At 56.7% G+C, this 24,818-nt stretch carries 27 protein-coding genes; 9 read left to right on the top strand and 18 right to left on the bottom strand.

All coding sequences use genetic code 11. The annotated features are described in order from the left end of the window. Positions 1 to 35 precede the first annotated feature (35 nt). Complete coding sequence (gene eptA, locus LRS40_RS20335; RefSeq protein ID WP_231313925.1) at positions 36 to 1,664, bottom strand: phosphoethanolamine transferase EptA; 1,629 nt, start codon at positions 1,662 to 1,664, stop codon at positions 36 to 38. A 146-nt stretch (positions 1,665 to 1,810) separates the two neighbouring features. Between eptA and LRS40_RS20330 the strand changes: the two genes are divergently transcribed. The 3 genes from LRS40_RS20330 to sodC all read left to right on the top strand — a co-directional run bounded on the left by LRS40_RS20330 (position 1,811) and on the right by sodC (position 3,595). After that, complete coding sequence (locus LRS40_RS20330; RefSeq protein ID WP_142489233.1) at positions 1,811 to 2,050, top strand: DUF1289 domain-containing protein; 240 nt, start codon at positions 1,811 to 1,813, stop codon at positions 2,048 to 2,050. Between the two features lie 48 nt (positions 2,051 to 2,098). Then, positions 2,099 to 2,995, top strand: a complete 897-nt coding sequence (locus tag LRS40_RS20325) for an aldo/keto reductase family oxidoreductase (RefSeq protein ID WP_142489234.1) — start codon at positions 2,099 to 2,101, stop codon at positions 2,993 to 2,995. 81 nt (positions 2,996 to 3,076) lie between these two features. Next, positions 3,077 to 3,595 carry a superoxide dismutase [Cu-Zn] SodC gene (gene sodC, locus LRS40_RS20320; RefSeq protein ID WP_231312508.1) on the top strand — a complete coding sequence of 173 codons (519 nt, stop codon included), beginning with the start codon at positions 3,077 to 3,079 and terminating at the stop codon, positions 3,593 to 3,595. On the opposite strand, the gene LRS40_RS20315 is transcribed toward sodC, so the two are convergent. Genes LRS40_RS20315 through LRS40_RS20305 form a run of 3 tightly spaced genes read right to left on the bottom strand, consistent with a single transcriptional unit; the run spans position 3,574 to position 6,691 of the window. Beyond that, positions 3,574 to 5,592: an FUSC family protein gene (locus LRS40_RS20315; RefSeq protein ID WP_231312507.1), complete on the bottom strand. Its 2,019-nt coding sequence runs from the start codon at positions 5,590 to 5,592 to the stop codon at positions 3,574 to 3,576. The genes sodC and LRS40_RS20315 overlap by 22 nt on opposite strands. Then, complete coding sequence (locus tag LRS40_RS20310) at positions 5,589 to 6,452, bottom strand: HlyD family secretion protein (protein WP_221888539.1); 864 nt, start codon at positions 6,450 to 6,452, stop codon at positions 5,589 to 5,591. The genes LRS40_RS20315 and LRS40_RS20310 overlap by 4 nt, the downstream gene beginning before the upstream one ends. Positions 6,453 to 6,454: 2 nt before the next feature. Then, positions 6,455 to 6,691: a DUF1656 domain-containing protein gene (locus tag LRS40_RS20305; RefSeq protein WP_231312506.1), complete on the bottom strand. Its 237-nt coding sequence runs from the start codon at positions 6,689 to 6,691 to the stop codon at positions 6,455 to 6,457. 187 nt (positions 6,692 to 6,878) lie between these two features. Between LRS40_RS20305 and slyA the strand changes: the two genes are divergently transcribed. Next, the gene (gene slyA, locus LRS40_RS20300; RefSeq protein WP_156263639.1) at positions 6,879 to 7,319 is read left to right on the top strand and encodes a transcriptional regulator SlyA; all 441 of its coding nucleotides are present in this window, start codon (positions 6,879 to 6,881) and stop codon (positions 7,317 to 7,319) included. A gap of 36 nt (positions 7,320 to 7,355) precedes the next feature. Here the strand turns inward: slyA and LRS40_RS20295 are convergent, their stop codons facing one another. Together LRS40_RS20295 and slyB are read right to left on the bottom strand one after the other, a co-directional pair. Further along, complete coding sequence (locus tag LRS40_RS20295) at positions 7,356 to 8,717, bottom strand: GGDEF domain-containing protein (RefSeq protein WP_231312505.1); 1,362 nt, start codon at positions 8,715 to 8,717, stop codon at positions 7,356 to 7,358. A 194-nt stretch (positions 8,718 to 8,911) separates the two neighbouring features. Continuing rightward, positions 8,912 to 9,379 (bottom strand): outer membrane lipoprotein SlyB, encoded by a 468-nt coding sequence (slyB, locus tag LRS40_RS20290; protein WP_156263641.1) that lies wholly within the window; start codon positions 9,377 to 9,379, stop codon positions 8,912 to 8,914. A 285-nt stretch (positions 9,380 to 9,664) separates the two neighbouring features. Here slyB and anmK point away from each other — a divergent pair, with 285 nt between their 5' ends. From anmK to pdxY, 5 genes are all read left to right on the top strand, one after another. Then, positions 9,665 to 10,789, top strand: a complete 1,125-nt coding sequence (gene anmK / locus LRS40_RS20285; RefSeq protein ID WP_156263642.1) for an anhydro-N-acetylmuramic acid kinase — start codon at positions 9,665 to 9,667, stop codon at positions 10,787 to 10,789. Positions 10,790 to 10,885: 96 nt separating this feature from the next. Then, positions 10,886 to 11,209, top strand: a complete 324-nt coding sequence (gene mliC / locus LRS40_RS20280) for a C-type lysozyme inhibitor (protein ID WP_142489243.1) — start codon at positions 10,886 to 10,888, stop codon at positions 11,207 to 11,209. 57 nt (positions 11,210 to 11,266) lie between these two features. Further along, the gene (pdxH, locus tag LRS40_RS20275; RefSeq protein WP_231312504.1) at positions 11,267 to 11,923 is read left to right on the top strand and encodes a pyridoxamine 5'-phosphate oxidase; all 657 of its coding nucleotides are present in this window, start codon (positions 11,267 to 11,269) and stop codon (positions 11,921 to 11,923) included. 126 nt (positions 11,924 to 12,049) lie between these two features. Then, complete coding sequence (tyrS, locus tag LRS40_RS20270) at positions 12,050 to 13,324, top strand: tyrosine--tRNA ligase (RefSeq protein ID WP_142489245.1); 1,275 nt, start codon at positions 12,050 to 12,052, stop codon at positions 13,322 to 13,324. 63 nt (positions 13,325 to 13,387) lie between these two features. Continuing rightward, positions 13,388 to 14,248 carry a pyridoxal kinase PdxY gene (gene pdxY, locus LRS40_RS20265; RefSeq protein WP_142489246.1) on the top strand — a complete coding sequence of 287 codons (861 nt, stop codon included), beginning with the start codon at positions 13,388 to 13,390 and terminating at the stop codon, positions 14,246 to 14,248. Between the two features lie 85 nt (positions 14,249 to 14,333). Here pdxY and gstA read toward each other — a convergent pair whose 3' ends face one another. The 12 genes from gstA to blr form a co-directional block, all read right to left on the bottom strand. Further along, a complete protein-coding gene (gstA, locus tag LRS40_RS20260; protein WP_231312503.1) occupies positions 14,334 to 14,939 on the bottom strand; it encodes a glutathione transferase GstA in 606 nt (201 codons plus the stop codon). 108 nt (positions 14,940 to 15,047) lie between these two features. Further along, positions 15,048 to 16,556 (bottom strand): dipeptide/tripeptide permease DtpA, encoded by a 1,509-nt coding sequence (dtpA, locus tag LRS40_RS20255; RefSeq protein WP_142489248.1) that lies wholly within the window; start codon positions 16,554 to 16,556, stop codon positions 15,048 to 15,050. Positions 16,557 to 17,171: 615 nt separating this feature from the next. Next, a complete protein-coding gene (nth, locus tag LRS40_RS20250; protein WP_142489249.1) occupies positions 17,172 to 17,807 on the bottom strand; it encodes an endonuclease III in 636 nt (211 codons plus the stop codon). Further along, positions 17,804 to 18,490 carry an electron transport complex subunit E gene (locus LRS40_RS20245; RefSeq protein ID WP_142489250.1) on the bottom strand — a complete coding sequence of 229 codons (687 nt, stop codon included), beginning with the start codon at positions 18,488 to 18,490 and terminating at the stop codon, positions 17,804 to 17,806. The genes nth and LRS40_RS20245 overlap by 4 nt, the downstream gene beginning before the upstream one ends. Before the next feature lie 2 nt (positions 18,491 to 18,492). Beyond that, entirely contained in the window at positions 18,493 to 19,113 is a 621-nt protein-coding gene (gene rsxG, locus LRS40_RS20240) for an electron transport complex subunit RsxG (RefSeq protein WP_156263645.1), read from the bottom strand. 10 nt (positions 19,114 to 19,123) lie between these two features. Next, positions 19,124 to 20,176, bottom strand: a complete 1,053-nt coding sequence (gene rsxD, locus LRS40_RS20235; RefSeq protein ID WP_231312502.1) for an electron transport complex subunit RsxD — start codon at positions 20,174 to 20,176, stop codon at positions 19,124 to 19,126. Then, a complete protein-coding gene (gene rsxC / locus LRS40_RS20230) occupies positions 20,177 to 22,390 on the bottom strand; it encodes an electron transport complex subunit RsxC (RefSeq protein WP_231312501.1) in 2,214 nt (737 codons plus the stop codon). It abuts the gene before it with no gap. Further along, positions 22,383 to 22,961, bottom strand: coding sequence for an electron transport complex subunit RsxB (gene rsxB, locus LRS40_RS20225; protein WP_142489254.1), 579 nt, complete (start codon positions 22,959 to 22,961; stop codon positions 22,383 to 22,385). The genes rsxC and rsxB overlap by 8 nt, the downstream gene beginning before the upstream one ends. Then, entirely contained in the window at positions 22,961 to 23,542 is a 582-nt protein-coding gene (rsxA, locus tag LRS40_RS20220; protein WP_142489255.1) for an electron transport complex subunit RsxA, read from the bottom strand. The genes rsxB and rsxA overlap by 1 nt, the downstream gene beginning before the upstream one ends. A gap of 75 nt (positions 23,543 to 23,617) precedes the next feature. After that, positions 23,618 to 24,058, bottom strand: a complete 441-nt coding sequence (locus LRS40_RS20215) for a DUF2569 domain-containing protein (protein WP_142489256.1) — start codon at positions 24,056 to 24,058, stop codon at positions 23,618 to 23,620. An 84-nt stretch (positions 24,059 to 24,142) separates the two neighbouring features. Next, complete coding sequence (gene ydgT / locus LRS40_RS20210; protein ID WP_032617854.1) at positions 24,143 to 24,358, bottom strand: transcription modulator YdgT; 216 nt, start codon at positions 24,356 to 24,358, stop codon at positions 24,143 to 24,145. A gap of 200 nt (positions 24,359 to 24,558) precedes the next feature. Next, positions 24,559 to 24,717 (bottom strand): division septum protein Blr, encoded by a 159-nt coding sequence (blr, locus tag LRS40_RS20205; protein ID WP_185902423.1) that lies wholly within the window; start codon positions 24,715 to 24,717, stop codon positions 24,559 to 24,561. Positions 24,718 to 24,818: the final 101 nt, after the last annotated feature.

The raw sequence follows: 24,818 nt of genomic DNA, 5'->3' as shown, positions 1-24,818 counted from the left end.
GTCAATGTAGTAGACCAATCGGTCTAATGCAAGCCTTATGTTCGACGGCAGTGGGCGAGCAGATCCATTTGCGGCTGATAGACCGACGTCCGGATGTTCATCATCCCCAACACCGTGGAGAACAGATTGTCCTGCGATACCGCCTCTTTCGCCGCCTGGTCGCGCAGGCACTGCTCGTCAACGCCGAAGTTCTGTTTGTAGTCGTTTGAGAGCCAGAACATAAACGGAATGTGCGTCTGCTGCTCCGGGGCCAGCATATACGGCGTGCCGTGCAGATAGAGACCGTTTTCCCCCAGCGATTCACCGTGATCGGAGAGATAGACCAGCGCCGTGTTCATCGTTGCCTGACGCGCTTTCAGGGCATCGATGGTTCGACTCACCACGCTGTCGGTATAGAGAATAGTATTGTCGTAGGTGTTCATCAGCGCCTGATGATCGCAGTCCTGGATCTCATTGGTATCGCAGGTCGGGGTAAAGCGACGGTACTGCTCCGGGTAACGCTGATAGTAGGCCGGGCCGTGGCTGCCCATCAGGTGGATCACCAGCACTGTATCCTGTTTCAGGCCATCCAGGGTGTCATCCAGGCGATACAGATCCGCGTCGTCAATACAGGATTTGTTCTTACAGAACTGGTCCAGCTTCCACTGGGTCATGTCGGTGTGCGGAATGCGATCGCAGGCGCCTTTACACCCGCCGTCGTTATCCCGCCACAGCAGGTTGATCCCGGCGTGATTCAGCACATCCATCAAACCTTCCTGATGATGCGCCAGGTCGGCATCGTATTTTTTGCGCGGCATCCCGGAGAACATGCAGGGCACGGAGACGGCGGTTTCGGTGCCGCAGGAGGAGGCCTGCGGGAAGTTAATCACATTCTCTTTTTTCAGCTCAGGGTTGGTATCACGGTTATAACCGTTCAGGGAGTAGTTTTCCGCCCGGGAGGCTTCCCCGACCACCAGCACCAGCACGGTCTTTTTCTGCTGCGCCAGCAGCACCGGGCCTTTACGCGCATCTTCACCGAGACGGATCAAGGTCTGGTCACCGGCAAACCAGCGCGCCTTGCTGTATTTGGCGATGGCGCTGACATAGTTGGCCGGGGTCACCATCTTGACGATGCCTTTGTTATTGCGAAACAGCGAGGCATAGTCCTTATAAAAGACCGCTGCCACCAGAACGATGACCACCAGACTTGCGAGAATAGCCGCGAGACGCATTAACAGCGTCTGCCACCATTTACCGGGGCGGATGCGGATCAACGCCAGCACGACGGAAGGCACCAGGCCGGCGACAACCAGCCACAGCACCAGCTGCGGGGTGAGCAGCGCCGTGGCCTCCTGAGAGTTGGTCTCAAAGACGTTGACCATCATGTTCTGGTCAATCACCGCCCCGTAGGTGAACATAAACCAGGTTGCCGCCGCGCAGCCGAGGGTCAGCAGCACCAGCAGCGGTTTACGGATCAGGGGAATATTCAGGATGCTGAATACAATAACCCAGCCGCAGAACAGCACCAGCGGCACCGTGAGGGCGAAAAGCACGTCATGCAGCCGGGCGGGAGAGATCACCTGCCAGCTGCGATGAATAAACAGGGCATTCAACAGGGTAAATAAGAGCGCACAGCCCAGCGTAAATTTTGTATCGTTACACTGTAACTTTTTAAGGGTCAGCATCATCGTTAAACCAGATCGTAGTGATGAGGCGAGTATAGGGAGCGAAGATTAGTGAAACCTTAATGCCACAATTCTGTGGTTGACCTCTTGCGTTACCCGGACTTAAGGTCTTCACTTTACTCAATCTTGGGTTTTGGGAGGGTCGTGTGGCTGAACAACTGGAGTTCTTTCCCGTCCAGAGCCCGTGCAGGGGTATCTGCCAGTCTGACGAGCGAGGTTTTTGTCGCGGCTGCATGCGCACTCGGGAGGAGCGTTTTAACTGGCAAGCCTTCAGCGATGCCCAGAAGCAGGAGGTCCTGCGCCTGTGCCGTCAGCGTCTTTTGCGTAAATTGCGCGCAAACAAAGCCCCCGAAACCGAAGAACCGCAGCAACCCTCACTTTTTTAGCGCCGTAAATGCGTATACTCTCCCCAGACTTTTTTTGAGGAAATTGCTATGGTTCAGCGTATTACCCTTGCCCCGCAGGGCCCGGAGTTTTCCCGTTTTGTGATGGGTTACTGGCGTCTGATGGACTGGAATATGTCCGCCCAACAGCTGGTCAGCTTTATTGAAGAACATCTTGAGCTGGGGATCACTACCGTCGACCATGCCGATATCTACGGTGGTTATCAGTGTGAAGCCGCCTTCGGCGAGGCGATGAAGCTCTCTCCCGCGCTGCGTCAGCGGATGGAGATCGTCACCAAATGTGGCATCGCCACCACGGCCAAAGCGGAGCATGCGATCGGCCACTACATTACCGACCGCGACCATATTATCCGCAGTGCAGAGCAGTCCCTCACCAATCTGGCGACCGATTATCTTGACCTGCTGCTGATTCACCGCCCCGATCCATTGATGGATGCTGATGAAGTCGCTGAGGCCTTCCTCGCCCTGCATCAGAGCGGCAAGGTGCGTCATTTCGGCGTCTCCAACTTTACCCCGGCGCAGTTTACCCTGCTGCAATCGCGCCTGCCGTTCACCCTTGCGACCAACCAGGTCGAGATTTCGCCGGTTTACCAGCCGCTGCTGCTGGATGGCACCCTCGACCAGCTTCAGCAGCTGCGGATCCGTCCGATGGCCTGGTCCTGCCTCGGCGGCGGTCGTCTGTTTAATGACGACGCTTTCCAGCCGCTGCGCGATGAACTCGCTCAGGTGGCGCAGGAGCTGAATGCCGAAACCATCGAGCAGGTGGTGTACGCCTGGATTTTACGTCTGCCATCCCAGCCGCTGCCGATTATCGGTTCCGGTAAAATCGAGCGCGTGCGTTCAGCCCTCGACGCAGAGCAGCTGCAGATGACGCGCCAGCAGTGGTTCCGCATCCGTAAAGCCGCGCTGGGTTACGACGTGCCGTAATTCCGTATTTGTCTGATTTCCCGGTGAAATCATTGCCCCTGGTATAAACTTAAGGGGCAAAAAATAACCGAAGGAGGTCATATGAAGCGTTTTACTCTGGCAGCGTTGACGCTGGTGGTCTGTGCAGGTGCGCAGGCTGCCAGTGAAGAAGTAAAAATGAACCTCGTCACCTCACAGGGGATAGGTCAGTCCATCGGGACGGTGAAAATTACCGAAACGGATAAAGGACTGGAGTTCTCCCCCGATCTTAAAGCCCTCCCACCGGGCGAACACGGTTATCACGTCCATGCCAAAGGCTCCTGCGAACCGGCCATGAAAGAGGGCAAACCGGCCGCCGCTGAGGCCGCGGGCGGACACCTCGATCCCCAGAACACCGGCAAGCATGAAGGGCCGGAAGGGATGGGCCACCTCGGCGATCTCCCTGCGCTGGTGGTGAACAATGACGGTAAAGCTACCGACCCGGTGGTCGCGCCGCGTCTGAACAAGCTGGATGAGGTCAAAGGTAAGGCGCTGATGATCCACGTCGGCGGGGATAATATGTCGGATCAGCCCAAACCGCTCGGCGGTGGCGGTGAACGCTACGCCTGCGGTGTGATCTGATCGGTCAGGGTGCCCGGAGCGGGCGCCTGTTCCAGCTGGGATAGCGAACAGTGTAGTCGCCAGATCAGGGCCGCCAGCTCCTGCCCGGCCGGTTGCGGATGATGCCCCAGGGTGACGCAGATACGCTGAAGCTCATCAAGGGTGGCGGCCAGCGGCCGCTGCTGTACCCCGCGCTCGCTCATGATATCGCGCAGGAGTGACACGGCGACATCCCGCACCTGCGCCAGCGGATCCGAGCGGGTCTCCCAGCCTCGCAGCTGCCAGACCACATGGCTGCAGTTGAGCAGCACTACCCCCCAGCGCAGCAGCCAGCGGCGCGAGAGCGCATCCTTACTGCTGTTGAGCTGGTTCACATGGTGATACACCAGCGATTCGTAACCATTTTCACTCAGCTGCGGCCTGCGGCTGAGCTGATCGACAAACCCCCGTCGCAGCTCCCGGATATGACGGCGGCTTTTCCGCGCATCCGAGCCCGGCCTGAGTATCGCAAAGGCCAGCCACGTCAGCCCCACGCCAAGAATTTTCGCCAGGTCGTCGTTGAGAAAATCGGCAAAGTCATACACCGGCGGGTTGGTCACTGAAATAAACGACCCCATAAAGACGATCAGCTGCCCCCACAGCCCGGCAAGGGCGGGCATCTGCTGTTTAAGCAGCTGCATGGTGGTCAGCAGCGGAAACAGAAACAGCAGGAACAGCCACAGATCGGAGATTTGCACCATCAGGCCAAATTTGACCACAAAGCTGAACAGCGAGAGCAGGATCAGCGTCCGCAGCAGCAGCGTGAGTGAATTAAAGGGCGAGGCCGCCACCGAGTAGAGCACGCTGCTGATCGCCGCCAGCGTCAGGGCTGCCCCCCCGGCATCCCACTGGGCGGTAATGGTCCAGGCGCCCACCAGGCTGAGGGCGCAAAAGGTGCGAAAGCCGCTCCACAGGGCCTCGAGGTTATCGGTATGCCTTGCCAGCGCCGGGCTGCGCGGGACGGCAAACTCGGTCACCGGCGTGGCCGCTTCCACCGCGGCTATCCAGCGGCTGCTGCGCAGATACAGGCGGCAAAAATAGCGCAGCCGCTGCCAGACGGCGCGATGCCGGTAGTCGCCGTCGTCGCCCGGTCTGAGCGGGGCAATAATGCGGGCAACGGTATAAAAATCGGCATCGGGACGGGCGAGGGCGGCGAGCAGCCGATCGATGACTTCCCGGGTATGGGCAGGCGGGTTGGGCCAGTTCAACAGCATGCGGCGCAGGCTGGAGATAGCGCTGGTCATCCGCAGCTGCTGATGGAGCAGATAGTTGAGCAGGGCATTTTGCCGACGAAAGCGGTAGTGGCTCCAGAAGGCCTGAATGCGCAGCAGGTTCATGGTCAGGATCTGAGCGATGACCTTTTCATGGGCCAGACGAATAGCGTCGTTACTGTCGGGTTGCCACAGCAGGCTGGCGTGCTCCAGCAGCCGGGCGTGCATCGCTTTCAGGGCGCTGATAAGGGCGGTGCCGTCGGAGGTGCTGGGCAGGATCATCATCATCACGCCGCCGCTCAGGATGCCGATAATGACTTCGCACACCCGGGCCTGGGCAATATCCCACAGCTGGGTGATGTCGAGAATATTGATCACCGGGAAGGCGATGATCGCCGCGGTGTAACCCGCCAACTGGAAGGCGTAGGCGACGTTATTGCTGAAGTGGGCGCAGGCCCAGGTGCAAATAGCCAACCACGCCGCCATGCTGAACAGAAACAGCCATGGGTCGTTGAGGGTATGTCCGGCAATGATCAGCGCCGCGGTGGCCCCTAGTAGGCTGCCCGCCACCCGGCCCAGGCTTTTGCTGATCACCCCCCCGACGGTCGGGAAGCTAACCACCGCCGCCGAGGTCATCGCCCAGTAGGGTTCATCCAGATTGAGACAATAGGCGACGGTGAGGGCCAGACACATCGCAATCCCGTTGCGCAGGGCATAGCGCCACTGCGCCGGGGTTGCCCTGAGCCACGGAAGGTTGCGCCAGTTCACCGGGCGGTTCCGATGGAGACGGTGCAGGTCGTGCCGGAGACCAGGGTCAGATCCCTCGGCAGCTGGTCAAAGGCGATACGCACCGGGATACGTTGTGCCAGCCGCACCCAGGGAATATTGGGTTTAACGTCAGGCACCAGGCCTGAATCGGTCTCGACGCTTTGATCGTAGATGGCGCGTCCGATACTGGATACATGCCCCTGTAAGGTTCTCGAGCCGCTGTAGAGGACGATCTGCGCCGGAGCACCCTCGCGGATATGTCGGAGTTTGGTCTCTTCAAAATAGCCCACCACGTAAAACGAATGGCTGTCGACCAGCGCAAAGACCGGCTGGCCGGTGGTGGCGTAATCGCCCGGACGGGTGGAAAGATTGGTGACCCAGCCGTCAACCGGGGCTTTAACCACCGTCTGGGTCAGCTGCCACTGGGCCTGCTTGAGGGTCGCTTCAGCCACCGCGACGCTGGCCTGCATCGCTTTGACGTTAATATTGGCGGTATCCAGATCTTCGGCGGAGATATAGTTCCGTGACAGATGGCGGCGGCGGTTGGCTTCGTTATTGGCTTTCGCCAGATCGGACTGGGATTTCGCCAGCTGCGCCTCGGCGTTGAGGACCGCGATGTGATAAGGGGTCTCATCGACAGAAAACAGTACCTCACCCGCATGAACAAACTGGTTATCTTTAACCAGCAGCCTGGTGATAGTGCCGGACACCTGCGGCGTCACGCTGACCTGCTCGGCGCGCACTTTGCCGTCACGGGTCCAGGGCGACTGCATATAATAATTCCATAACCACCAGCCCGCGATTAGCGCCAGGACCAGAACAAGTAATGATGAAAAATATTTGATTGTTTTCATATGTATAGTCACCACACAATCAGCATAGCCAGACCCAGGCATACTGCCAGCACAAACAGCGAAAGATCCATCAGCATGGGATGCCAGATTTCACCGGAATACATCCAGTCGCGCAGTAAGCGGTGGGTGACGAGCCAGATAATAAAACCCAGCATCACCGCCTTGAACAGGGGAGGGAAGTAAACTGAGGCGCCGACAATCAAATCCTGAAGCGGTAACCCCGTGGCGTTAAACGTGAAATTCACGAGCCGGTTCCTTTGCAAAGGGGGAAGTGACCAAAATAGCAGTCGCATAACGCCCGGGGGCGCCTGAACTCAGTGTAAAACAGACGACCATCAAGTTTTAGACCCGTATTGCATTTGTTTTGGCAATATAAATGCTGCACACTATTCTAAAATCAGTATAATAACTTAGCAAGCTAATTATAAGGAGATGAAATTGGAATCGCCACTAGGTTCTGATCTGGCAAGGTTAGTACGCATCTGGCGTGCTCTGATTGACCATCGCCTGAAACCTCTGGAGTTGACACAGACGCATTGGGTCACGCTGCATAATATCCATCAGCTGCCGCCCGACCAGTCACAGATCCAACTGGCAAAAGCGATTGGCATCGAGCAGCCATCCCTGGTACGAACGCTCGATCAACTGGAAGATAAAGGACTGATCTCGCGTCAGACCTGCGCCAGCGATCGTCGTGCCAAGCGAATTAAGCTTACCGAAAAAGCCACACCGATCATCACAGAGATGGAAGCCGTGATCAGCAAAACGCGCGGTGAGATCCTCTCCGGGATCAGCCCCGCTGAACTGGAACTGCTGATCTCGCTGGTCGCCCGGCTGGAAAGCAATATCCACGAGCTACAATCCCGTGACTGACCTTTAAAAAAGCCTTGCGAACGCAAGGCTTTTTCTTTAACGGAACACGACAACCCGGTTACGCCCGGTCTCTTTCGCCTCGTACATCGCCTTATCTGCCCGTTCGACGCACTCTTCCGCACTGGTTTTCGACGACGTGGTGGTAAACACCCCCATACTGATGGTGATGGGCTGGGGAAGCTGGCCCTCCGAGCTGGCTTTGTCGAAGCTGCTCAGTTTTAACCGTATCCGCTCCGCAACCTGACGGGCTGCGTCGGAAGAGGTATGTGTTAACATCAGGACAAACTCCTCCCCACCGATTCGCGCCGCGATGTCCTGTGGCCGTACCGAATCCATCAACAGCCGGGAGACAAACTGCAGCACCTTATCTCCCTGCAGGTGCCCGTAGTTGTCATTAATACGTTTAAAACGATCGAGATCGCTCACAATAACCGAGATCGGGTGGGCCTCTGTTGCCGTGCGCAGCGACTGGTTCAACGCGTCGTAAAAATAGCTTCGATTGTAGAGACGGGTCAGGGGATCGCGTATTGAGTTCTGGTATGACTGTTGATACTTCAGATGCGAGTTACGATACAGATTAAATACGTCATACAGGAGGACGAAAATAATCAGCAGCGTTGCGACGGTTTCAAATAACCGGGCACGATACCAGGAGATATCTTCCGCGTGACCGCCCAAATACAACATTCCAAGAGTTGCGAGATAGCAGACACATAAAAAATTCCCGCCGACCCAAAACATATTGCGCACGCGGGTAATACTCATCAGCGTTGCTAATGAAACAACCCAAAAGAGGATTAAGACAATGTTTATCTCCTGTTTCCACAGCAGCATATATTGCCGGGTTTCATTATCAACCAAATCTATTGATAACAAAGGTGAATAGCTGGAATAAACCCAGGCCAGGGTCACGACCATGCCAGTAAAAAGAGTGGCGCCGACAATGACAGAGAGATGAAACGTCCGTGTCAGCGGTCTGTTACGGATAAAGTAAAGCAGGCCCGAAGCGATAAACAGCACCGACATCAACAGATGACGGAAGGTAAAGAAGATCATCGCATCGTTATAGTTGGCGACGTTGAACTGGTGCTGGTCTAGCCATGCCGGGTAGCTGGAAAGCGTCCCCACCATCAGTATAGCGGAGCCGACATAGGCAAAGGCAAAGGCGAGCAGATATAAGCGCTGTCTGTCGCACCAGTACTTCATTACCATAAAACAGGCAATAAAGAGGTGAAACACCAGTAAAAATATGGTCAGCATCGGAAATAAAAGCGGCGAAAAAGACGAAACCTTTTCTTCAAGACCTATAAACAGAGAGTGTAAAATCCCGATGACAATAAAGCATCCCAGAAAGAACCGAACATAATTATTCTTTATATAACGTCTCATCGCAACCATAGGCATTGTATTAAATTAACAAAGAGATAAAAGGGGTTTGCGAATAATCTCATGAAGGCCGGGGGAATACTTTGCGCAGGAACAAGATAAGCGGATATTAACTATATGCTGGGTGAATGTATATTGTTAATATATTCACGTGAGTGTTGTGTAGGGTAAATGGACGTGATCGTAAGACCACGCCCATAATGTCATTAACGCGGGGAGACGGTCACCTGGCTGCCGTTGCTTGCCAGCACGACACGTTGGCCAGCGGCAAACTTAGTGTTGCCCTGTTTCTGGACCACCATAATGGTGCTGCCGTCATCTTTGCGAATCTCTAACTCAACGCCCTGGGATTTGTTCATCGAACCCTGAACACCCTGACCGGCAACGCCACCGGCTACGGCACCTGCCGCAGTCGCCAGGGAACGACCCGAGCCGCCACCTACGGTGTTACCGAGGAAGCCACCCAGTACCGCACCGCCAAGAGCACCGATCACGTTGTTCTCGTCACCACCCTGAATCTGCACCGGGCGTGCGTTCACAATGGTGCCGTAGGTGACTTGTTGTACCTGTTTCGCCTCAGACGCACTGTAAACATCCCCGGAGAGGGAGCTATCATTAACACAGCCAGCCAGAGTGAATCCAACCAGCGAAACGGCCAGTACACGTAAAATCATTTGAATCTCCTGTTCACCAAAAAATGCTCTATGAGCATCCGTTATGGCTAAATTATATGGCATCAGGTGCCACAGATCCTATTTTCGCCTAAACATTCAGAGAATAGTACTTGATTCTGGCTTAACCAGATATAAACAGGCTCTGACTTCACCCCGCATCCGGTAAGGATAATTCCTGGAATGGCCGTAACGTCCAGCTATTGTTAAAAAGTATTATCGCGTCATGGCATTGATGACGGGTTTATGGTGGAGTGGGCCATCAACCCTGTGGAGTAAGGAAAACGGATGAAATCGGGTCGCTATATTGGCGTAATGTCAGGAACCAGTCTGGATGGCGTGGATGTCGTTCTCGCGGCAATCGATGAGAATATGGTGGCACAGCAGGCGAGCCTTAGCTGGCCCATCCCCCCGGAAACCAAACAAGCGATCCTGAATATCTGTCAGGGCCAGCAGCTGACGCTGTCGCAGCTGGGGCAGCTGGATACACAGCTCGGACGTCTATTCGGCGATGCCGTGCTGGCGCTGATGAACCAGGAAGATCTCCGCCCTCAGGATGTAGTGGCGATTGGCTGTCACGGCCAGACGGTCTGGCATGAGCCGGGCGGCGATGCGCCTCATACCCTGCAGATTGGTGATAACAACCAGATTGTGGCCAAAACCGGGGTAACGGTGGTCGGTGATTTCCGCCGTCGGGATATGGCGCTCGGGGGGCAGGGCGCGCCGCTGGTTCCGGCTTTTCACCACGCGCTGCTTGCCCACCCGACGGAGCGCCGCATGGTGCTTAACATTGGCGGCATCGCCAACCTTTCCTTATTGATCCCCGGGCAGCCGGTACGCGGTTTCGACACCGGGCCGGGGAACATGCTGATGGACGCCTGGATCTGGCGTCAGGCGGGCAAAGCTTACGATAAAGACGCCCAGTGGGCCTGCAGCGGCAAGGTCATCATTCCTTTACTACAAAGCATGCTGTGCGATCCCTATTTCGCCGCCCCGGCACCGAAAAGCACCGGCCGCGAGTATTTCAACTACGGCTGGCTGGAACGCCAGCTGGCGAACTTCCCGGGCCTGGCGCCGCATGACGTGCAGGCCACGCTGGCTGAGCTCACCGCCGTCTCCGTGTCGGAACAGGTGTTGTTGAGCGGCGGCTGCGATCGTCTGCTGGTGTGCGGCGGCGGTAGCCGTAACCCGCTGCTGATGGCGCGGCTGGCCGGTCTGCTGCCGGGTACGGAAGTGACCACCACCGATCGCGCCGGGATCAGCGGCGATGATATGGAAGCGCTGGCCTTTGCCTGGCTGGCGTGGCGAACGGTGGCGGGCCTGCCCGGAAATCTGCCTTCCGTGACCGGCGCGCGTGAAGCCAGCGTGTTAGGTGCTGTTTTTCCAGCCAATCCGCGGCAAAATCAGAGTTAACCGAATTTCGCTTAAAGGCACGATGGGTAGAATGACACGAAAAAACGGGAGGGCGTTCGCGCCCTCCGGGACCAGGAAAGTCTTCGGAACTCACCCATGAAAAAACTGCTTCTTGCTTTTACCCCCTTCCTGCTGGCGAGCTGTAGCGTCTACAACCAGTTTGTTGAGCGTATGCAAACCGACACCCTGGCTTATCAGTGCGAAGAGAAACCGCTCACCGTGAAGCTTAATAATCCTCGCCAGGAAGTCAGTTTTGTCTATGACAACAAGCTGCTGACGCTGAAGCAGGGGATGTCGGCCTCCGGTACCCGTTACAGCGACGGGGTCTATGTCTTCTGGTCGAAGGGCGACAGCGCGACGGTCTACAAGCGCGATCGCGTCGTGCTGAACAATTGTCAGATCGAAAACCCGAAGCGTTGAGATTTTGCAGGGGGCGGCGCACAATAGCGTCACCCATTGTCAATGTCAGCTAACGCCATGTCAGATAACGACGAATTGCAGAACATCGCGCACCTCAGGCGCGAATACACCAAAGGCGGCCTGCGTCGCCAGGATCTCCCCGCCGAGCCGCTGGTGCTGTTTGAGCACTGGCTGAAACAGGCCTGTGATGCCCGTCTGGCCGATCCCACCGCGATGGTGGTGGCGACGGTCGACGAACTGGGTCAACCCTACCAGCGCATTGTGCTGCTCAAGCATTATGATGAGAAAGGGCTGGTGTTCTACACCAACCTCGGCAGCCGCAAAGCACACCACCTCGAAAACAACCCGCGCATCAGCCTGCTCTTCCCCTGGCATATGCTGGAGCGTCAGGTGATGGTCACCGGCACCGTCGAGCGTCTCTCTACCCTGGAAGTGGTGAAGTACTTTCACAGCCGCCCGCGCGACAGCCAGATTGGCGCCTGGGTCTCTAAACAGTCGAGCCGCATCTCCGCCCGCGGCGTACTGGAAAGTAAATTCCTTGAGCTGAAACAGAAGTTCCAGCAGGGCGAAGTGCCCCTGCCGAGCTTCTGGGGCGGTTTCCGCGTCTGTGTCCACCAGATGGAGTTCTGGCAGGGCGGTGAACATCGTCTGCACGACCGCTTTTTATACCAGCGCGATAATGACGCCTGGAAAATCGATCGTCTCGCACCTTAATCCCCGAAATTTGTTCTCTTAAGCGCTGGTACAACGGGTGTCAGCGCTTTATTCTATGTACCTTTCGCGTCTGGCGAAAAGTCGTGTACCGGCAGAGGTGCAGTCGTTTTATACATGGAGAATTTGATGGCAAGCAGTAACTTGATTAAACAATTGCAAGAGCGGGGGCTGGTAGCCCAGGTGACGGACGAGGAAGCGTTAGCAGAGCGACTGGCGCAAGGCCCGATCGCGCTCTATTGCGGCTTCGATCCTACCGCCGACAGCTTGCATTTGGGGCATCTGGTTCCATTGTTATGCCTGAAACGCTTCCAGCTGGCAGGCCATAAGCCTGTGGCGCTGGTCGGCGGCGCAACGGGTCTGATTGGCGACCCGAGCTTTAAAGCCGCTGAGCGTAAACTGAATACGGCAGACACCGTGCAGGAGTGGGTGGATAAGATCCGCAAACAGGTCGCCCCGTTCCTCGATTTCGACTGTGGTGAAAACTCAGCGATCGCCGCTAACAACTATGACTGGTTTGGCGGCATGAACGTGCTGACCTTCCTGCGTGATATCGGCAAGCACTTCTCCGTTAATCAAATGATCAACAAAGAAGCGGTGAAGCAGCGTCTGAACCGTGACGACCAGGGCATCTCGTTCACCGAGTTCTCTTATAACCTGCTGCAGGGTTATGACTTCGCCTGCCTGAACAACCTGCACGGCGTGGCGCTGCAGATTGGAGGCTCCGATCAGTGGGGTAACATCACCTCCGGTATCGATCTGACCCGTCGTCTGCACCAGAACCAGGTCTTTGGTCTGACCGTTCCGCTGATCACCAAAGCCGACGGTACCAAGTTCGGTAAAACCGAAGGTGGCGCGGTATGGCTCGATCCGAAAAAAACCAGCCCGTACAAGTTCTACCAGTTCTGGATCAACACCGCGGATGCTGATGTCTATCGCTTCCTGAAGTTCTTCACCTTTATGGATCTGGAAGAGATCAACGCCCTGGAAGAAGAAGACAAGAACAGCGGCAAAGCCCCGCGCGCCCAGTACGTGCTGGCGGAGCAGGTCACCAAACTGGTTCACGGCGAAGAGGGCCTGGCGGCCGCGAAGCGTATTACCGCCAGCCTGTTCAACGGTACCCTGAGCGATCTGAGCGAAGCTGACTTCGAACAGCTGGCGCAGGATGGCGTGCCGATGGTTGAGATGGAGAAAGGGGCAGACCTGATGCAGGCGCTGGTGGACTCTGAGCTGCAGCCGTCCCGTGGCCAGGCGCGTAAAACCATCGCCTCGAACGCCATCACCATTAACGGTGAAAAACAGTCCAACGAGGAGTATACCTTCGTGGACAGCGATCGCCTGTTTGGCCGCTACACCTTGCTGCGTCGCGGCAAAAAGAATTACTGTCTGATCTGCTGGAAGTAATCGTAAAAGCACAGGGGCATGGGAAACCATGCCCCTTTATTTTTTCAGGGTTGTGGTAAGAAAATGAAGAATATCCTCGCCATCCAGTCCCACGTTGTGTTTGGGCATGCTGGCAACAGCGCCGCTGAATTTCCGATGCGTCGTCTCGGGGCCAACGTCTGGCCATTAAATACCGTTCAGTTTTCCAATCATACGCAATACGGCAAGTGGACCGGTTGCGTGATGCCGCCTGCCCATCTGACAGAGATTGTTCAGGGCATCGCGGAGATCGACAAACTCAAGACCTGTGACGCCGTGCTGAGCGGCTATCTGGGTTCAGCCGAGCAGGGCGAGCATATTCTCGGGATTGTCCGTCAGGTGAAGGCGGCCAACCCGGCGGCAAAATACTTCTGCGATCCGGTGATGGGTCACCCGGAAAAGGGCTGCATCGTGGCGCCTGGCGTCGCGGAGTTCCATGTCCGTCATGCCTTACCGGCCAGCGATATTATCGCCCCGAACCTTATCGAACTGGAGATCCTCTGCGAACATCCGGTAAACAGCGTGGAAGAGGCTATTGCCGCATCCCGGGAGCTGATTGCCATGGGCCCGGAGATCGTGCTGGTGAAGCATCTGGCGCGCGCCGGCATTAGCCCGGACCGCTTTGAGATGCTGCTGGTGACCAAAGACGAAGCCTGGCACATCAGCCGTCCGCTGGTGGATTTCGGCAGCCGTCAGCCGGTGGGCGTAGGCGATGTGACCAGCGGCCTGCTGCTGGTGAAACTGCTGCAGGGGGCAACGGTGCGTGATGCGCTTGAGCACGTCACGGCGGCGGTGTATGAAATTATGATCGCCACGAAGAATATGCAGGAGTATGAACTGCAGGTGGTGGCCGCTCAGGATCAGATTGCGAAGCCGGAGCACCTCTTTAGCGCGACCCAGCTCTAGCATCATAATGCCCGGCGGCGCTGCGCTTGCACGGGCCTACAGTTTTTGTAGGCCGTGTAAGCGCCAGCGCCACCCGGCAAAAAACTTACTTCAACCCTTCCGCTTCCAGCGCTGCCGCCACGGCAGGACGCTCCGCCATACGCTGCATATACGCGTCAATATGGCTTAACCCTTCCATATTCAGCTTCACGGCCCGCGCCCAGCGCAGAACGGTAAACAGATACGCGTCGGCAATGGTAAAGCGCTGACCGCAAATCCACTGCTCATCTTTCAGCGACTCGTTCACATACTGGAGCTTTTTCTCCAGCAGCGCGCGTACGGTCGGCTTGTACTCTTCCGGCGTATCCGGGCGGAACAGCGGGGTGAAGCCTTTGTGCAGCTCGGTGGCAATGTAGTTCATCCATTCGAGGGTCTTATAGCGGGCGATACTGCCGGTCGGGGCCAGCAGCTGGCGATCGGCAACGCCATCCGCCAGGTATTGCATGATGGCCACCCCTTCAGTCAGCAGGGTGCCGTCTTCCAGCAGCAGCGCCGGGACCTGGCCTTTAGGATTCACCGCGAAAAAATCATCGCCGTTTTCCAGAAGCTTTTTCATCAGATCAACACCGTTGAGGGTGAAGTCTTTACCGCTCTCGCGCAGCGTAATATGGGAGGCAAGAGAGCAGGCGCCTGGTTTATAGAACAGTTTCATCGGTCACTCCTGTTTACGTAGGTTTACCCTATGGTAGTGCGGCACGGAATAAAAAAAAAGCCGCTAACGCACAGTTAGCGGCTTCAATTCAGTCGTTTCCCGATGACATTACGCGGTCGCGGTTTTGCTCGCTTTGGCGTTGATGTCGTCGTCCTGAGTCATTCGATTCAGTTTTGGTGCGGTCAGCATCATCAGCACGGCGATAACCGCGGTGGCGATACCAATCTGCAGGAATACGTCACCGTACACGTGCAGAGACAGCAGCGGATCGGTCACGTCAGATGGCACGGCCATCAGGTTTGCGATCTTACCGGCGATGATTGCAGCACCGGCAGTCGTCAGGAACCAGCTACCCATGATGAAGCCCATCAGGCGCTGCGGCACCAGCTGCGCAACCATCGCCAGACCCAGACCGGAGATCATCAGCTCACCGATGGACTGCAGGGCGTAGCTCAGGATCAGCCAGTTTACGGAAACGATACCCGCGTCGCTGGCGAATTTCGCACCCAGCGGCAGCACCAGGAAGGCGCCAGAGCACAGCACCATACCTACCGCGAACTTGTGCGGCATTGGCAGACGGTCACCCATCTTGTTGTAGATAGCGGCCAGAATCGGGCTACCCACCATGATCCAGAACGGGTTCAGGGCCTGGAACTGCTCAGGTTCGAACGCGATGCCGAGGATAGAGTGTTCAACGTTACGGATAGCGAAGAAGTTCAGGGACGTTGGCATCTGGCTGTACAGGACGAAGAAGACAATCGCTTCAACCATCAGGATGAAGGCAACAATCATCTTACGACGTGCTGCGCCCTGCATGGCAAAGGCTTCTTTAGCGAAGATGCAGACGATACCCAGCGCAACCACGCCCAGAACCGCACGCGCGATACCCTGGTTGTGCAGCAGCCAGGTGGCAACGGCAACCAGAATCACCACGCCGACGATGGTCGCCAGCAGTTTGCCCATCTGTACCGGCGCGAAGTCAGGTTTTGAACCGTAGTCCTTAACCCAGCTGCGGCAGAACAGGAAGTTCACCACGGTGATCAGCATTCCGACGAAGCTCAGTGCAAACGCCACGCTCCAGCCGAATTTCGCTGCCAGCCACGGGGTTGCCAGCATAGAGAAGAAGGAACCGATGTTGATGGCCATGTAGTACATGGTGAATGCGCCATCAAGACGCGGATCGTCTTTGTTATAGCAGGTCGAGAGCAGGGAAGATGGGTTCGCCTTGAACAGGCCGTTACCGACAGCGATAGTCGCCATACCCATGTACACCACACCGGCATCATGACCAGACCAGGCAACCAGACCGTAGCCGATCGCCAGAACGATGGCGCCCAGCAGAATAACACGTTTGGTGCCCAGCACTTTATCGCCCAGCCAGCCGCCAATCGCGACCAGACCGTACACCAGAGCACTGAAAGAAGAGAACAGCGTGATGGAATCAGCTTCGGACATACCCAGTTGTTTAACCAGGTAAACCGCCATGATCCCTTGCAGGCCGTAGTAACCAAAACGTTCCCAAAGCTCAATGGAGAAAATGAGATAGAACGATTTCGGTTGTTTGAAAGCGTTAAGACTTACGCTTTCTTCAGCTGGTTTATTGTTTGCAGTAGACACATATACCTCTTTTTTTACATCCCATATTAACGGGGGTGTTCATAGCGTGATGACCGTAGTCCGTCCGCTTTATAGTTATAGTGGGAGGGGAAACGGCGGGTAATGTTCACTATCCTGACCCATCTGGCAAGGTGTTTGTAATAACCTGTTACATATAACTCTCGCGCTATAATGCGCCAGAAACCTAAATGTTATTTAGCGTTAAATTTTACCGTTGCGTCTAAACTGGTTTTTTCCACTATCAGTTAGTGGAAAAAATGGGCAGGTGGCGATATGTTCTGCTGTAAAAGGGATTTTGCAGTGATATGGGCTAAGTTCTGAAATATATCCGGTCATATCTTCGGGTTATCAGGGGCAGTTTCTTGATGCAATAAGGCTTTATCGGGATTTGCTATACATAAAATTAACACCATGTGAACAGAGTGATCCTGATCACATTTATATAGAAAATTTCGCTGACGAAAAAACAATTAACCTGTTTGATTGTTATATAGCCGCACAATGCGCGAAAGACGAAGTTTGGCTTAGGTTGAAAAACTATGAAAGGTACTATCAGCAGGGAGTTATGCTTTCTGTAAGCAGTTTACATTATAAAAAAACCGTCGGTTGACGGTTTCAGAGGTCGGTTTTCTCTTTATATTCACAGAGATCTTCAATAATACAGGAGCCGCAGCGCGGTTTACGCGCGATGCAGGTGTAGCGCCCGTGAAGGATCAGCCAGTGATGGCAGTCGACCTTAAACTCAGCCGGAACCACCTTCAGCAGCTTCTCTTCCACCTGCTCCACGTTTTTGCCGGGGGCGAAGTTTGTCCGATTACTCACGCGGAAAATATGTGTATCGACCGCGATAGTCGGCCAGCCAAACGCCGTATTCAGCACCACGTTAGCGGTTTTACGCCCGACGCCGGGCAGGGCTTCCAGCGCGGCGCGATCTTCCGGGACCTCGCCACCGTGCAGCTCAAGCAGCATGCGGCAGGTCTTAATCACGTTCTCGGCTTTGCTGTTAAACAGGCCGATGGTCTTGATGTACGACTTGACCCCCTCCACGCCCAGCTCCAGCATCGCCTGCGGCGTGTTGGCAACGGGATAGAGCTTCGCGGTGGCTTTATTCACGCTGACGTCGGTGGCCTGCGCGGAGAGCAGGACCGCAATCAGCAGTTCAAACGGCGAGGTAAAATTCAGCTCGGTGGTCGGGTGCGGGTTGTTATCCCGCAGGCGCTGCAAAATGGTTAAACGCTTCTCTTTGTTCATGAGGCCTTCTCAGGGATCCCTTCCTCTACGCTGCGGGCAGCAGCGCGGCGCTTACGTTTCTCATCGATCAGGTATTTTACCGCCAGCATCATGCCGAGGCCAATAAACGCGCCCGGTGGCAGCATCGCCAGCAGGAATGGCGTATCGGTGTGGAACACCTCAATGCGCAGGGCCTTTGCCCACCCGCCCAGCAGCGCGTCTGCGCCGTCGAACAGGGTACCGTTGCCGAGGATTTCACGCATCGAGCCCAGCACGAACATCGCCCCGGTTGCCCCCATGCCGATGGCAAAGCCATCGAGGGCCGAAATCAGCGGATCGTTCTTCACCGCAAAGGCTTCGGCGCGACCTACCACGATACAGTTGGTGACGATCAGCGGGATAAAGATCCCCAGCGACTGATAGAGGCCAAAGGCGTAGGCGTTAATCAGCATCTGCACGACGCTCACCACCGAGGCGATGATCATCACGTAGATCGGAATACGAATTTCTGACGGCGTCCAGCGACGCAGGGCAGAGATCGACAGGTTGGTCAGGGTCAGCACCAGCGTAGTGGCAAGACCCAGACCGAGCGCGTTGGTGGCAGTCGAGGTGACGGCCAGCAGCGGACACATCCCCAACAGCTGTACCAGGGCGGAGTTGTTTTTCCACAGACCCTGGACAATAACCTCTTTAACCTGGCTCATGATCACTCCTCACAGGCGGGCAGATTGTTAAGTTGCGCAGGCAGCGTTTGGGCATACACACCCGCACGTCTAACGGCGTTCACCACCGCGCGGGGGGTGATGGTCGCCCCGGTAAACTGATCGAATTCACCGCCATCTTTCTTCACCGCGAACGCCGGATCGTCACTGCCGTGGATGGTTTTGCCGGCAAAGTGCAAAATCCAGTCGCTTAAGCGGGTTTCGATTTTATCCCCGAGCCCTGGCGTTTCGTGATGCTCGGTGACGCGCGTTCCCAGCACGGTGCCGGAGAAATCAGTGCCGACCAGCAGCTGGATAGCGCCGGAATAGCCGTCTGGCGCGGTAGCTTCCATCACGACGCCCACCGGAGCATCCCCTTTACGGGCGATAAAGATGCGGTGGGTACCTTTGCCTAATGGCGCAGCCTCAGCAAGATAACAACTTTTCTGCAGATCGTTATCGTAAAGCTCCGCCGGGATCACCTGGTCGAACAGCGCCTTTTGCTGACGGGCCGCCTGTTCGTCGATGGTGGATTTTGTCAGGCCGTTGACCAGTGCCGTCAGGCCGGTCAGCACCGCGGCAAAGACCGCCAGCGTCACGCCGTGTTTTTGCATCGTTTTTAACATGGCGAGTCCCTTAGCGGTGGCCGTACACGCGCGGACGCGTGTAGTAGTCAATTAACGGTACGGTAATGTTGGCCAGCAGAACCGCAAAGGCCACGCCGTCCGGATAGCCGCCAAAGCTGCGGATCAGCCACACCAGCAGACCGGCCAGCGCGCCGAAAATCAGGCGTCCCCGGTTGGTGGTCGAGGCCGTCACCGGATCGGTCAGAATAAAGAACGCCCCCAGCATGGTCGCGCCGGACAGCAGATGGATCTGCGGGGAAGCCAGAGACTCAGGGGAGAATGCCCAGCCCAGGCCGGAACAGATCGCGAGAGTGACCAGGAAGCTCACCGGGATATGCCAGCGGATCGTTTTCTGCCACAGCAGGAACACTCCCCCGGCCAGATACGCCAGGTTAACCCACTGCCAGCCCGCACCGGCGAGCACGCCGCTGTAGATCGGGTACTGCAGGATCTGCTCCACGCTGTGACCGGCGTGCAGGGAAGTTTTAAAGGTATCGAGCGGGGTGGCCTGGCTGATGCCGTCTACGCCCATTCGCAGGGTGTTCATGTCCGCGCCGCTGGCGGTATGGCCGGAGAAGATCACCTGCAGGGCATCCATAAAGCCTGGCACGGTCGCGGCAATCTCATGCGGCGGCAGCCAGCTGGTCATCTGCACCGGGAAGGAGATCAGCAGCACCACGTAGCCAATCATCGCCGGGTTAAACGGGTTATGCCCGAGGCCGCCGTACAGCTGCTTGGCGATAATCACCGCGAATACGGTGCCGAGCACCACCATCCACCAGGGGGCGAAGGGGGGAATACTGATGGCCAGCAGCAGGCCGGTGAGCAGGGCGGAGTTATCCGCCAGGATTTTGCTCACCGCGATTTTACGCAGTTTGAGGACCAGAGCTTCCGCCACCAGGGCGCTCACACAGCCGAGAACGATCTGCAGCAGCGTACCCCAGCCGAAAAACCAGACCTGAACGACGATGCCCGGCATGGCGGCCAGACAGACCAGCATCATAATGCGCGATGTCTGGCGCTGGTTGTGGGTATAAGGGGAGCTTGCGATTCTGAAAACCATTTAATCCTCGTTAACTGCCTGCTGTGCGGCTTTCTTCGCCTGAACGCGCGCAATGGCGGCGGCAACGGCCGCTTTGCGTGGATCATCATTGGCTGCCGGTTCTTCTTCCTGTTGCGCCGCTTTGCGTGCTTTCGCACGGGCAATGGCGGCTTCGACCGCCGCTTTACGCGGATCGACCGGAGCGGGTTCTGCCGGTGTAGTGTCCGGCTGCGCCGCTTTGCGGGCTTTCGCCCGGGCAATGGCGGCTTCGACCGCGGCTTTACGCGGATCGACTGGGGTCTGCTCGATCTGAATATCGTCCGGCTGCGCCGCTTTACGGGCTTTCGCGCGGGCAATGGCGGCTTCGACTGCGGCTTTACGCGGATCGACCGGGGCAGCCTCGGCCTGCGCCTCTTCCTGCGGTGCGGCTTTACGGGCTTTCGCGCGTGCGATGGCGGCTTCGACCGCCGCTTTACGCGGATCGACCGGGGCAGGCTCGGCCTGCGTCTCTTCCGACGGTGCGCCTTTACGCGCTTTGGCGCGGGCGATAGCGGCCTCGACCGCGGCTTTACGCGGATCGGCTTCTGGTTGTGCGGCGCTGGTCTGTGCTTTTTCCGCCTGACGGGCGCGGGCCTCTGCTTTACGTGCTTCGCGCGCGGCAATGGCTTCGCTGTTATCCGGGCGTTCTCCTGCCGGGATCACCACATCCTGCGCGGCGGTAGCTTTCTTCTCGCGCACGCGCGCCAGGGCCGCATTAATGGCGTCCTGATCTTTCGTCGCTGGTTGTACCGCAGCCTTTTTATGGCGCTCCTCGCGGGCGGCTTTTTCGCGCTCAAGACGCTGCTGGCGGGCTTCAAAGCGCGCTTTCGCGTCGGCGGCGCGTTTCTCTTCCTGGGCGATGGCGTAAATTTCGGCCTTCTCGACGCGGAAGTATTGCACCAGCGGAATATTGCTCGGGCAGACCCAGGCGCAGGCTCCGCACTCAATGCAGTCGGCCAGGTTATGGGATTTGGCTTTGTCGTGGATCTGGCCTTTGCTGAACCAGTAGAGCTGCTGGGGCAGCAGATCGGCCGGACAGGCGTCGGCGCAGGCGCTGCAGCGAATGCAGCCTTTCTCTTCCTGCTCTTCGCCCATCTCGCTGACGGACGGCGCCAGCAGGCAGTTGGTGATTTTTACCACCGGAACATCCAGCCACGGCAGGGTAAAGCCCATCAGCGGCCCGCCCATGATCACCATCTGCTCCGCGCTCGGGCAGAACCCGGCCTGGTCCAGCAGATGACGCACCGGGGTGCCCAGTCGCGCCCAGACGTTGCCGGGTCGGCTGACGGCTTCACCGGTCAGGGTGACGACGCGCTCGGTCAGCGGCTCGCCGTCAACAACGGCGCGTTTTACCGCATAGGCGGTGCCGACGTTCTGCATCAGCACGCCGATATCTGATGAGCGACCGCCGTGCGGAACCTGCTTGCCGGTTAAAATCTGGGTCAGCTGCTTCGCGCCGCCGGACGGGTATTTGGTCGGGATAACCCGCAGGCTGATATCGTGGCTGCCCGCCAGCACCGCGCGCAGCATGGAGATGGCCTGCGGCTTGTTGTCTTCAATGCCGATCAGCACCTCTTTCGGCTGCAGAACATGGGCGAGGATGCGGATACCCTCGACGATCTGAGCGGCGCAGTCCTGCATCAGGCGATCGTCCGCGGTGATGTACGGCTCACATTCGGCGGCGTTGATAATCAGCGTCTGGATCTTATCGCCTCCGCCCTGCAATTTGTTCCCGGTCGGGAAGCCCGCGCCGCCCAGACCGGCGACGCCAGACTGGTGGATTCGGGAAATAAGATCTTCACGGCTGTGGCTGCGGTAGTCGCTCCAGCCCTCACGTTCGATCCAGCGATCTTCGCCATCGGCGTCAATCACCACGCACAGCTCGGAGAGGGCGGAAGGGTGGGCCACGGTGTGCGGGGCAATCGCCGCCACGGTGCCGGAGGTTGGGGCATGAACCGGGAGCATACGTCCGCGTCCAAAGGTCAGCGGCTGGCCGCGCAACACGCGGTCACCGACCTTAACGCACAGCTCGCCCTCAGCACCGATGTGCTGTTTGAGCGGGATAACAAAACGGTTAGCCAGCGGGATCTGGCGCAGCGGCGTACCGCTGGACTGGGTTTTCATCTCCGGCGGATGAATACCGCCGTCGAAATCCCAAATCTTCTCTTTTCTGAAGGCAGAAAATAACTTAAACATGTTGTTCCACAGGAATATTGCGCACCGGAATGGTTTGAAGATCCCATTTCCAGCTGTCGGTCGTTGTCGCTACCGGGCGTAACTCAATGCACTGGGTCGGGCAGGGGGCGACGCAGAGATTACAGCCGGTACACAGATCCTCAATCACGGTGTGCATGGCGCGCGTGGCGCCGACGATGGCATCCACCGGGCAGGCCTGAATACATTTGGTACAGCCGATGCAGTTGGGTTCATCAATCACCGCCAGCATGCGAACCGGCTCCTGCGCGCTTTCGTCGCCGTCGACCGGCTGCGGGTCAACGTTCAGCAGCGCGGCGATCTTCAGCATCACCGCTTCGCCACCGGGCGCACAGCGGTTAATTTTCTCCCCGCCATTGCCCACCGCCTCTGCGTAGGGGCGACAGCCAGGAAAGCCGCACTGCCCGCACTGGCTTTGCGGCAGCAGCTCATCAATTTTTTCAACGATCGGATCGTCCTCCACCGCGAAGCGGCGCGAGGCGTAACCGAGTATGATGCCAAAAAGCAGCCCCAGAACGCTAATGGCTGCGACGGCGATCCAGATTGCATTCATTACAACTTCACCAGACCACTAAAGCCCATAAAGGCCAGAGACATAAGACCGGCGGTAACCAGCGCGATGGCGTTACCGCGAAACGGTGCCGGGATATCGGCGGCGACCAGACGTTCGCGGATCGCCGCAAACAGCACCATCACCAGCGAGAAGCCGACCGCAGCCGAAAAGCCGTACAGCGCCGACTGTAGAAAATTGTGCCCAAGGTTAATGTTGAGCAGCGCCACGCCGAGCACCGCACAGTTAGTGGTGATCAGCGGCAGGAAGATGCCGAGCAGACGGTATAACGCCGGGCTGGTTTTACGCACCACCATTTCGGTGAACTGCACCACCACCGCGATAACCAGAATAAAGGCCAGCGTACGCAGATAGGTCAGGCCGAGGGGGATCAGGATCCAGGTGTCAATCCACCAGGCGCAGATCGAGGCAAGGGTCATCACGAAGGTGGTGGCTAGCCCCATCCCCATCGCTGTTTCCAGCTTTTTGGATACGCCCATAAACGGGCACAGGCCAAGGAACTTCACGAGGACGAAGTTGTTTACCAGCACCGTGCCGACAAAGAGCAGTAAGTAATCGGTCATTATTCAGCCTGAAATAAAAAAGCCGCCTATTATCGGATAAACCGCGGCAGGCGACAACAGGTTAACTGTAAGGTTTTACGGGTTCACAAAGGTGTTCTTCACGCGTGCCGAACGCTTAAAGTAGGGCACAAACAGCGCGGTCATCAACAGAGGGAAGAGTAACTGACGCACCGCCAGCGCATCGGAGACGGGCGAAAACGCGAAGGCTTTTACGGCCAGTAATACGGAGACAAGCAGCCAGATAATATAGTGTTTAGGCACATTCCGACGACGCTTAAAAAAAGCAATGGTCAGCCAGAGCGTGTAGTACCACATGGCAATCGCAAAGGCGAAAGATAAAAACCACATGACGATATTAACGGTATTTTGCGCGCCCAGCGCTTTTAACGCGTGCGGCGTAATTAATGCCGTGGAGTAAAGTACCAACGCCAGCGACGTGCTTAATAATGCCAGCAGCAGCCAGGCAAGCGGAGCCAGTAACCAGCCGCCAATTCTTTCTCCAGCCTTTGTGGTCATGTTCTCTCCCGAAGTCAGTAACAGCGCGAACTGCAAATTAGCAGGGGCGAGAGTATATAACATTTCCGGGGAATGGCTACCCTCTTAGAGCACGTAACGCCACACCGACTTAGGGACTTCGCCAATGTTGAACAAACGCCCGCCAGAGACCAGCTCTGCGCGGCGATGATCCGCGGCGCGGTACATGCTGATAATCTCCTGGTTATCGCTCAGGCTGTAGTTCAGATGATCAAACAACTTTTCCAGACTTTCGAGGGAATTAATCTTGCGAAACTTTAATAAATAGTCCTGAACGGTCATATTAATAATTTTCCATATAAAAGGCGTGCTACCAAAGGAGTAATTCGGTCGAAGAATAAACGGAACAAGAAAGACGTAAACATTTGCCGAAGCGTATCGGCAAAAATAAGAATTTTCTTTACTGGTGAAATCAGGCGTCGGCCGACGCCTGGCGATGAAGGTTAACGCTGTTCATGACGGCTGGCAATATGCAACTGACATCATATGTCACTATTTTTGATCAGTGCATGCGGCTTGGCTTGATTGACGCTATTGACCGGCTCCGGCGGCTGGTAGTTATCGATATGGCTGGCGATCCCCAGCAATATCACCGACACGCCCAGCACAATCCACCCCGCTAACTCGATAATTCGATTAATAATTGTCGTCATGATTCGTTATTTTGTTTTATCCATAAATACAGATTAAGAATTTTACAGCGCAGAATGCCCTTCGGCAAGCGCTTTGCAGTGATGTTTTG

This window comes from Leclercia sp. G3L (genome assembly GCF_021117075.1).
In the GTDB taxonomy this organism is placed as follows: Bacteria; Pseudomonadota; Gammaproteobacteria; order Enterobacterales; family Enterobacteriaceae; genus Enterobacter; species Enterobacter adecarboxylatus_C.
This window is presented reverse-complemented; position numbering and strand designations above follow the sequence as displayed.

What these genes read in the sequence shown, in the direction of transcription:
- sodC (WP_231312508.1), top strand. Translation starts at nt 3,077, where the DNA reads ATGAAGCGTTTTACTCTGGCAGCGTTGACGCTGGTGGTCTGTGCAGGT.
- rsxA (WP_142489255.1), bottom strand. Translation starts at nt 23,542, where the DNA reads ATGACCGATTACTTACTGCTCTTTGTCGGCACGGTGCTGGTAAACAAC.
- LRS40_RS20245 (WP_142489250.1), bottom strand. Translation starts at nt 18,490, where the DNA reads ATGAGCCAGGTTAAAGAGGTTATTGTCCAGGGTCTGTGGAAAAACAAC.
- anmK (WP_156263642.1), top strand. Translation starts at nt 9,665, where the DNA reads ATGAAATCGGGTCGCTATATTGGCGTAATGTCAGGAACCAGTCTGGAT.
- slyB (WP_156263641.1), bottom strand. Translation starts at nt 9,379, where the DNA reads ATGATTTTACGTGTACTGGCCGTTTCGCTGGTTGGATTCACTCTGGCT.
- LRS40_RS20295 (WP_231312505.1), bottom strand. Translation starts at nt 8,717, where the DNA reads ATGGTTGCGATGAGACGTTATATAAAGAATAATTATGTTCGGTTCTTT.
- rsxB (WP_142489254.1), bottom strand. Translation starts at nt 22,961, where the DNA reads ATGAATGCAATCTGGATCGCCGTCGCAGCCATTAGCGTTCTGGGGCTG.
- mliC (WP_142489243.1), top strand. Translation starts at nt 10,886, where the DNA reads ATGAAAAAACTGCTTCTTGCTTTTACCCCCTTCCTGCTGGCGAGCTGT.
- LRS40_RS20325 (WP_142489234.1), top strand. Translation starts at nt 2,099, where the DNA reads ATGGTTCAGCGTATTACCCTTGCCCCGCAGGGCCCGGAGTTTTCCCGT.
- rsxG (WP_156263645.1), bottom strand. Translation starts at nt 19,113, where the DNA reads ATGTTAAAAACGATGCAAAAACACGGCGTGACGCTGGCGGTCTTTGCC.
- eptA (WP_231313925.1), bottom strand. Translation starts at nt 1,664, where the DNA reads ATGCTGACCCTTAAAAAGTTACAGTGTAACGATACAAAATTTACGCTG.
- tyrS (WP_142489245.1), top strand. Translation starts at nt 12,050, where the DNA reads ATGGCAAGCAGTAACTTGATTAAACAATTGCAAGAGCGGGGGCTGGTA.
- slyA (WP_156263639.1), top strand. Translation starts at nt 6,879, where the DNA reads ATGAAATTGGAATCGCCACTAGGTTCTGATCTGGCAAGGTTAGTACGC.
- rsxD (WP_231312502.1), bottom strand. Translation starts at nt 20,176, where the DNA reads ATGGTTTTCAGAATCGCAAGCTCCCCTTATACCCACAACCAGCGCCAG.
- nth (WP_142489249.1), bottom strand. Translation starts at nt 17,807, where the DNA reads ATGAACAAAGAGAAGCGTTTAACCATTTTGCAGCGCCTGCGGGATAAC.
- pdxY (WP_142489246.1), top strand. Translation starts at nt 13,388, where the DNA reads ATGAAGAATATCCTCGCCATCCAGTCCCACGTTGTGTTTGGGCATGCT.
- LRS40_RS20215 (WP_142489256.1), bottom strand. Translation starts at nt 24,058, where the DNA reads ATGACCACAAAGGCTGGAGAAAGAATTGGCGGCTGGTTACTGGCTCCG.
- ydgT (WP_032617854.1), bottom strand. Translation starts at nt 24,358, where the DNA reads ATGACCGTTCAGGACTATTTATTAAAGTTTCGCAAGATTAATTCCCTC.
- gstA (WP_231312503.1), bottom strand. Translation starts at nt 14,939, where the DNA reads ATGAAACTGTTCTATAAACCAGGCGCCTGCTCTCTTGCCTCCCATATT.
- pdxH (WP_231312504.1), top strand. Translation starts at nt 11,267, where the DNA reads ATGTCAGATAACGACGAATTGCAGAACATCGCGCACCTCAGGCGCGAA.
- rsxC (WP_231312501.1), bottom strand. Translation starts at nt 22,390, where the DNA reads ATGTTTAAGTTATTTTCTGCCTTCAGAAAAGAGAAGATTTGGGATTTC.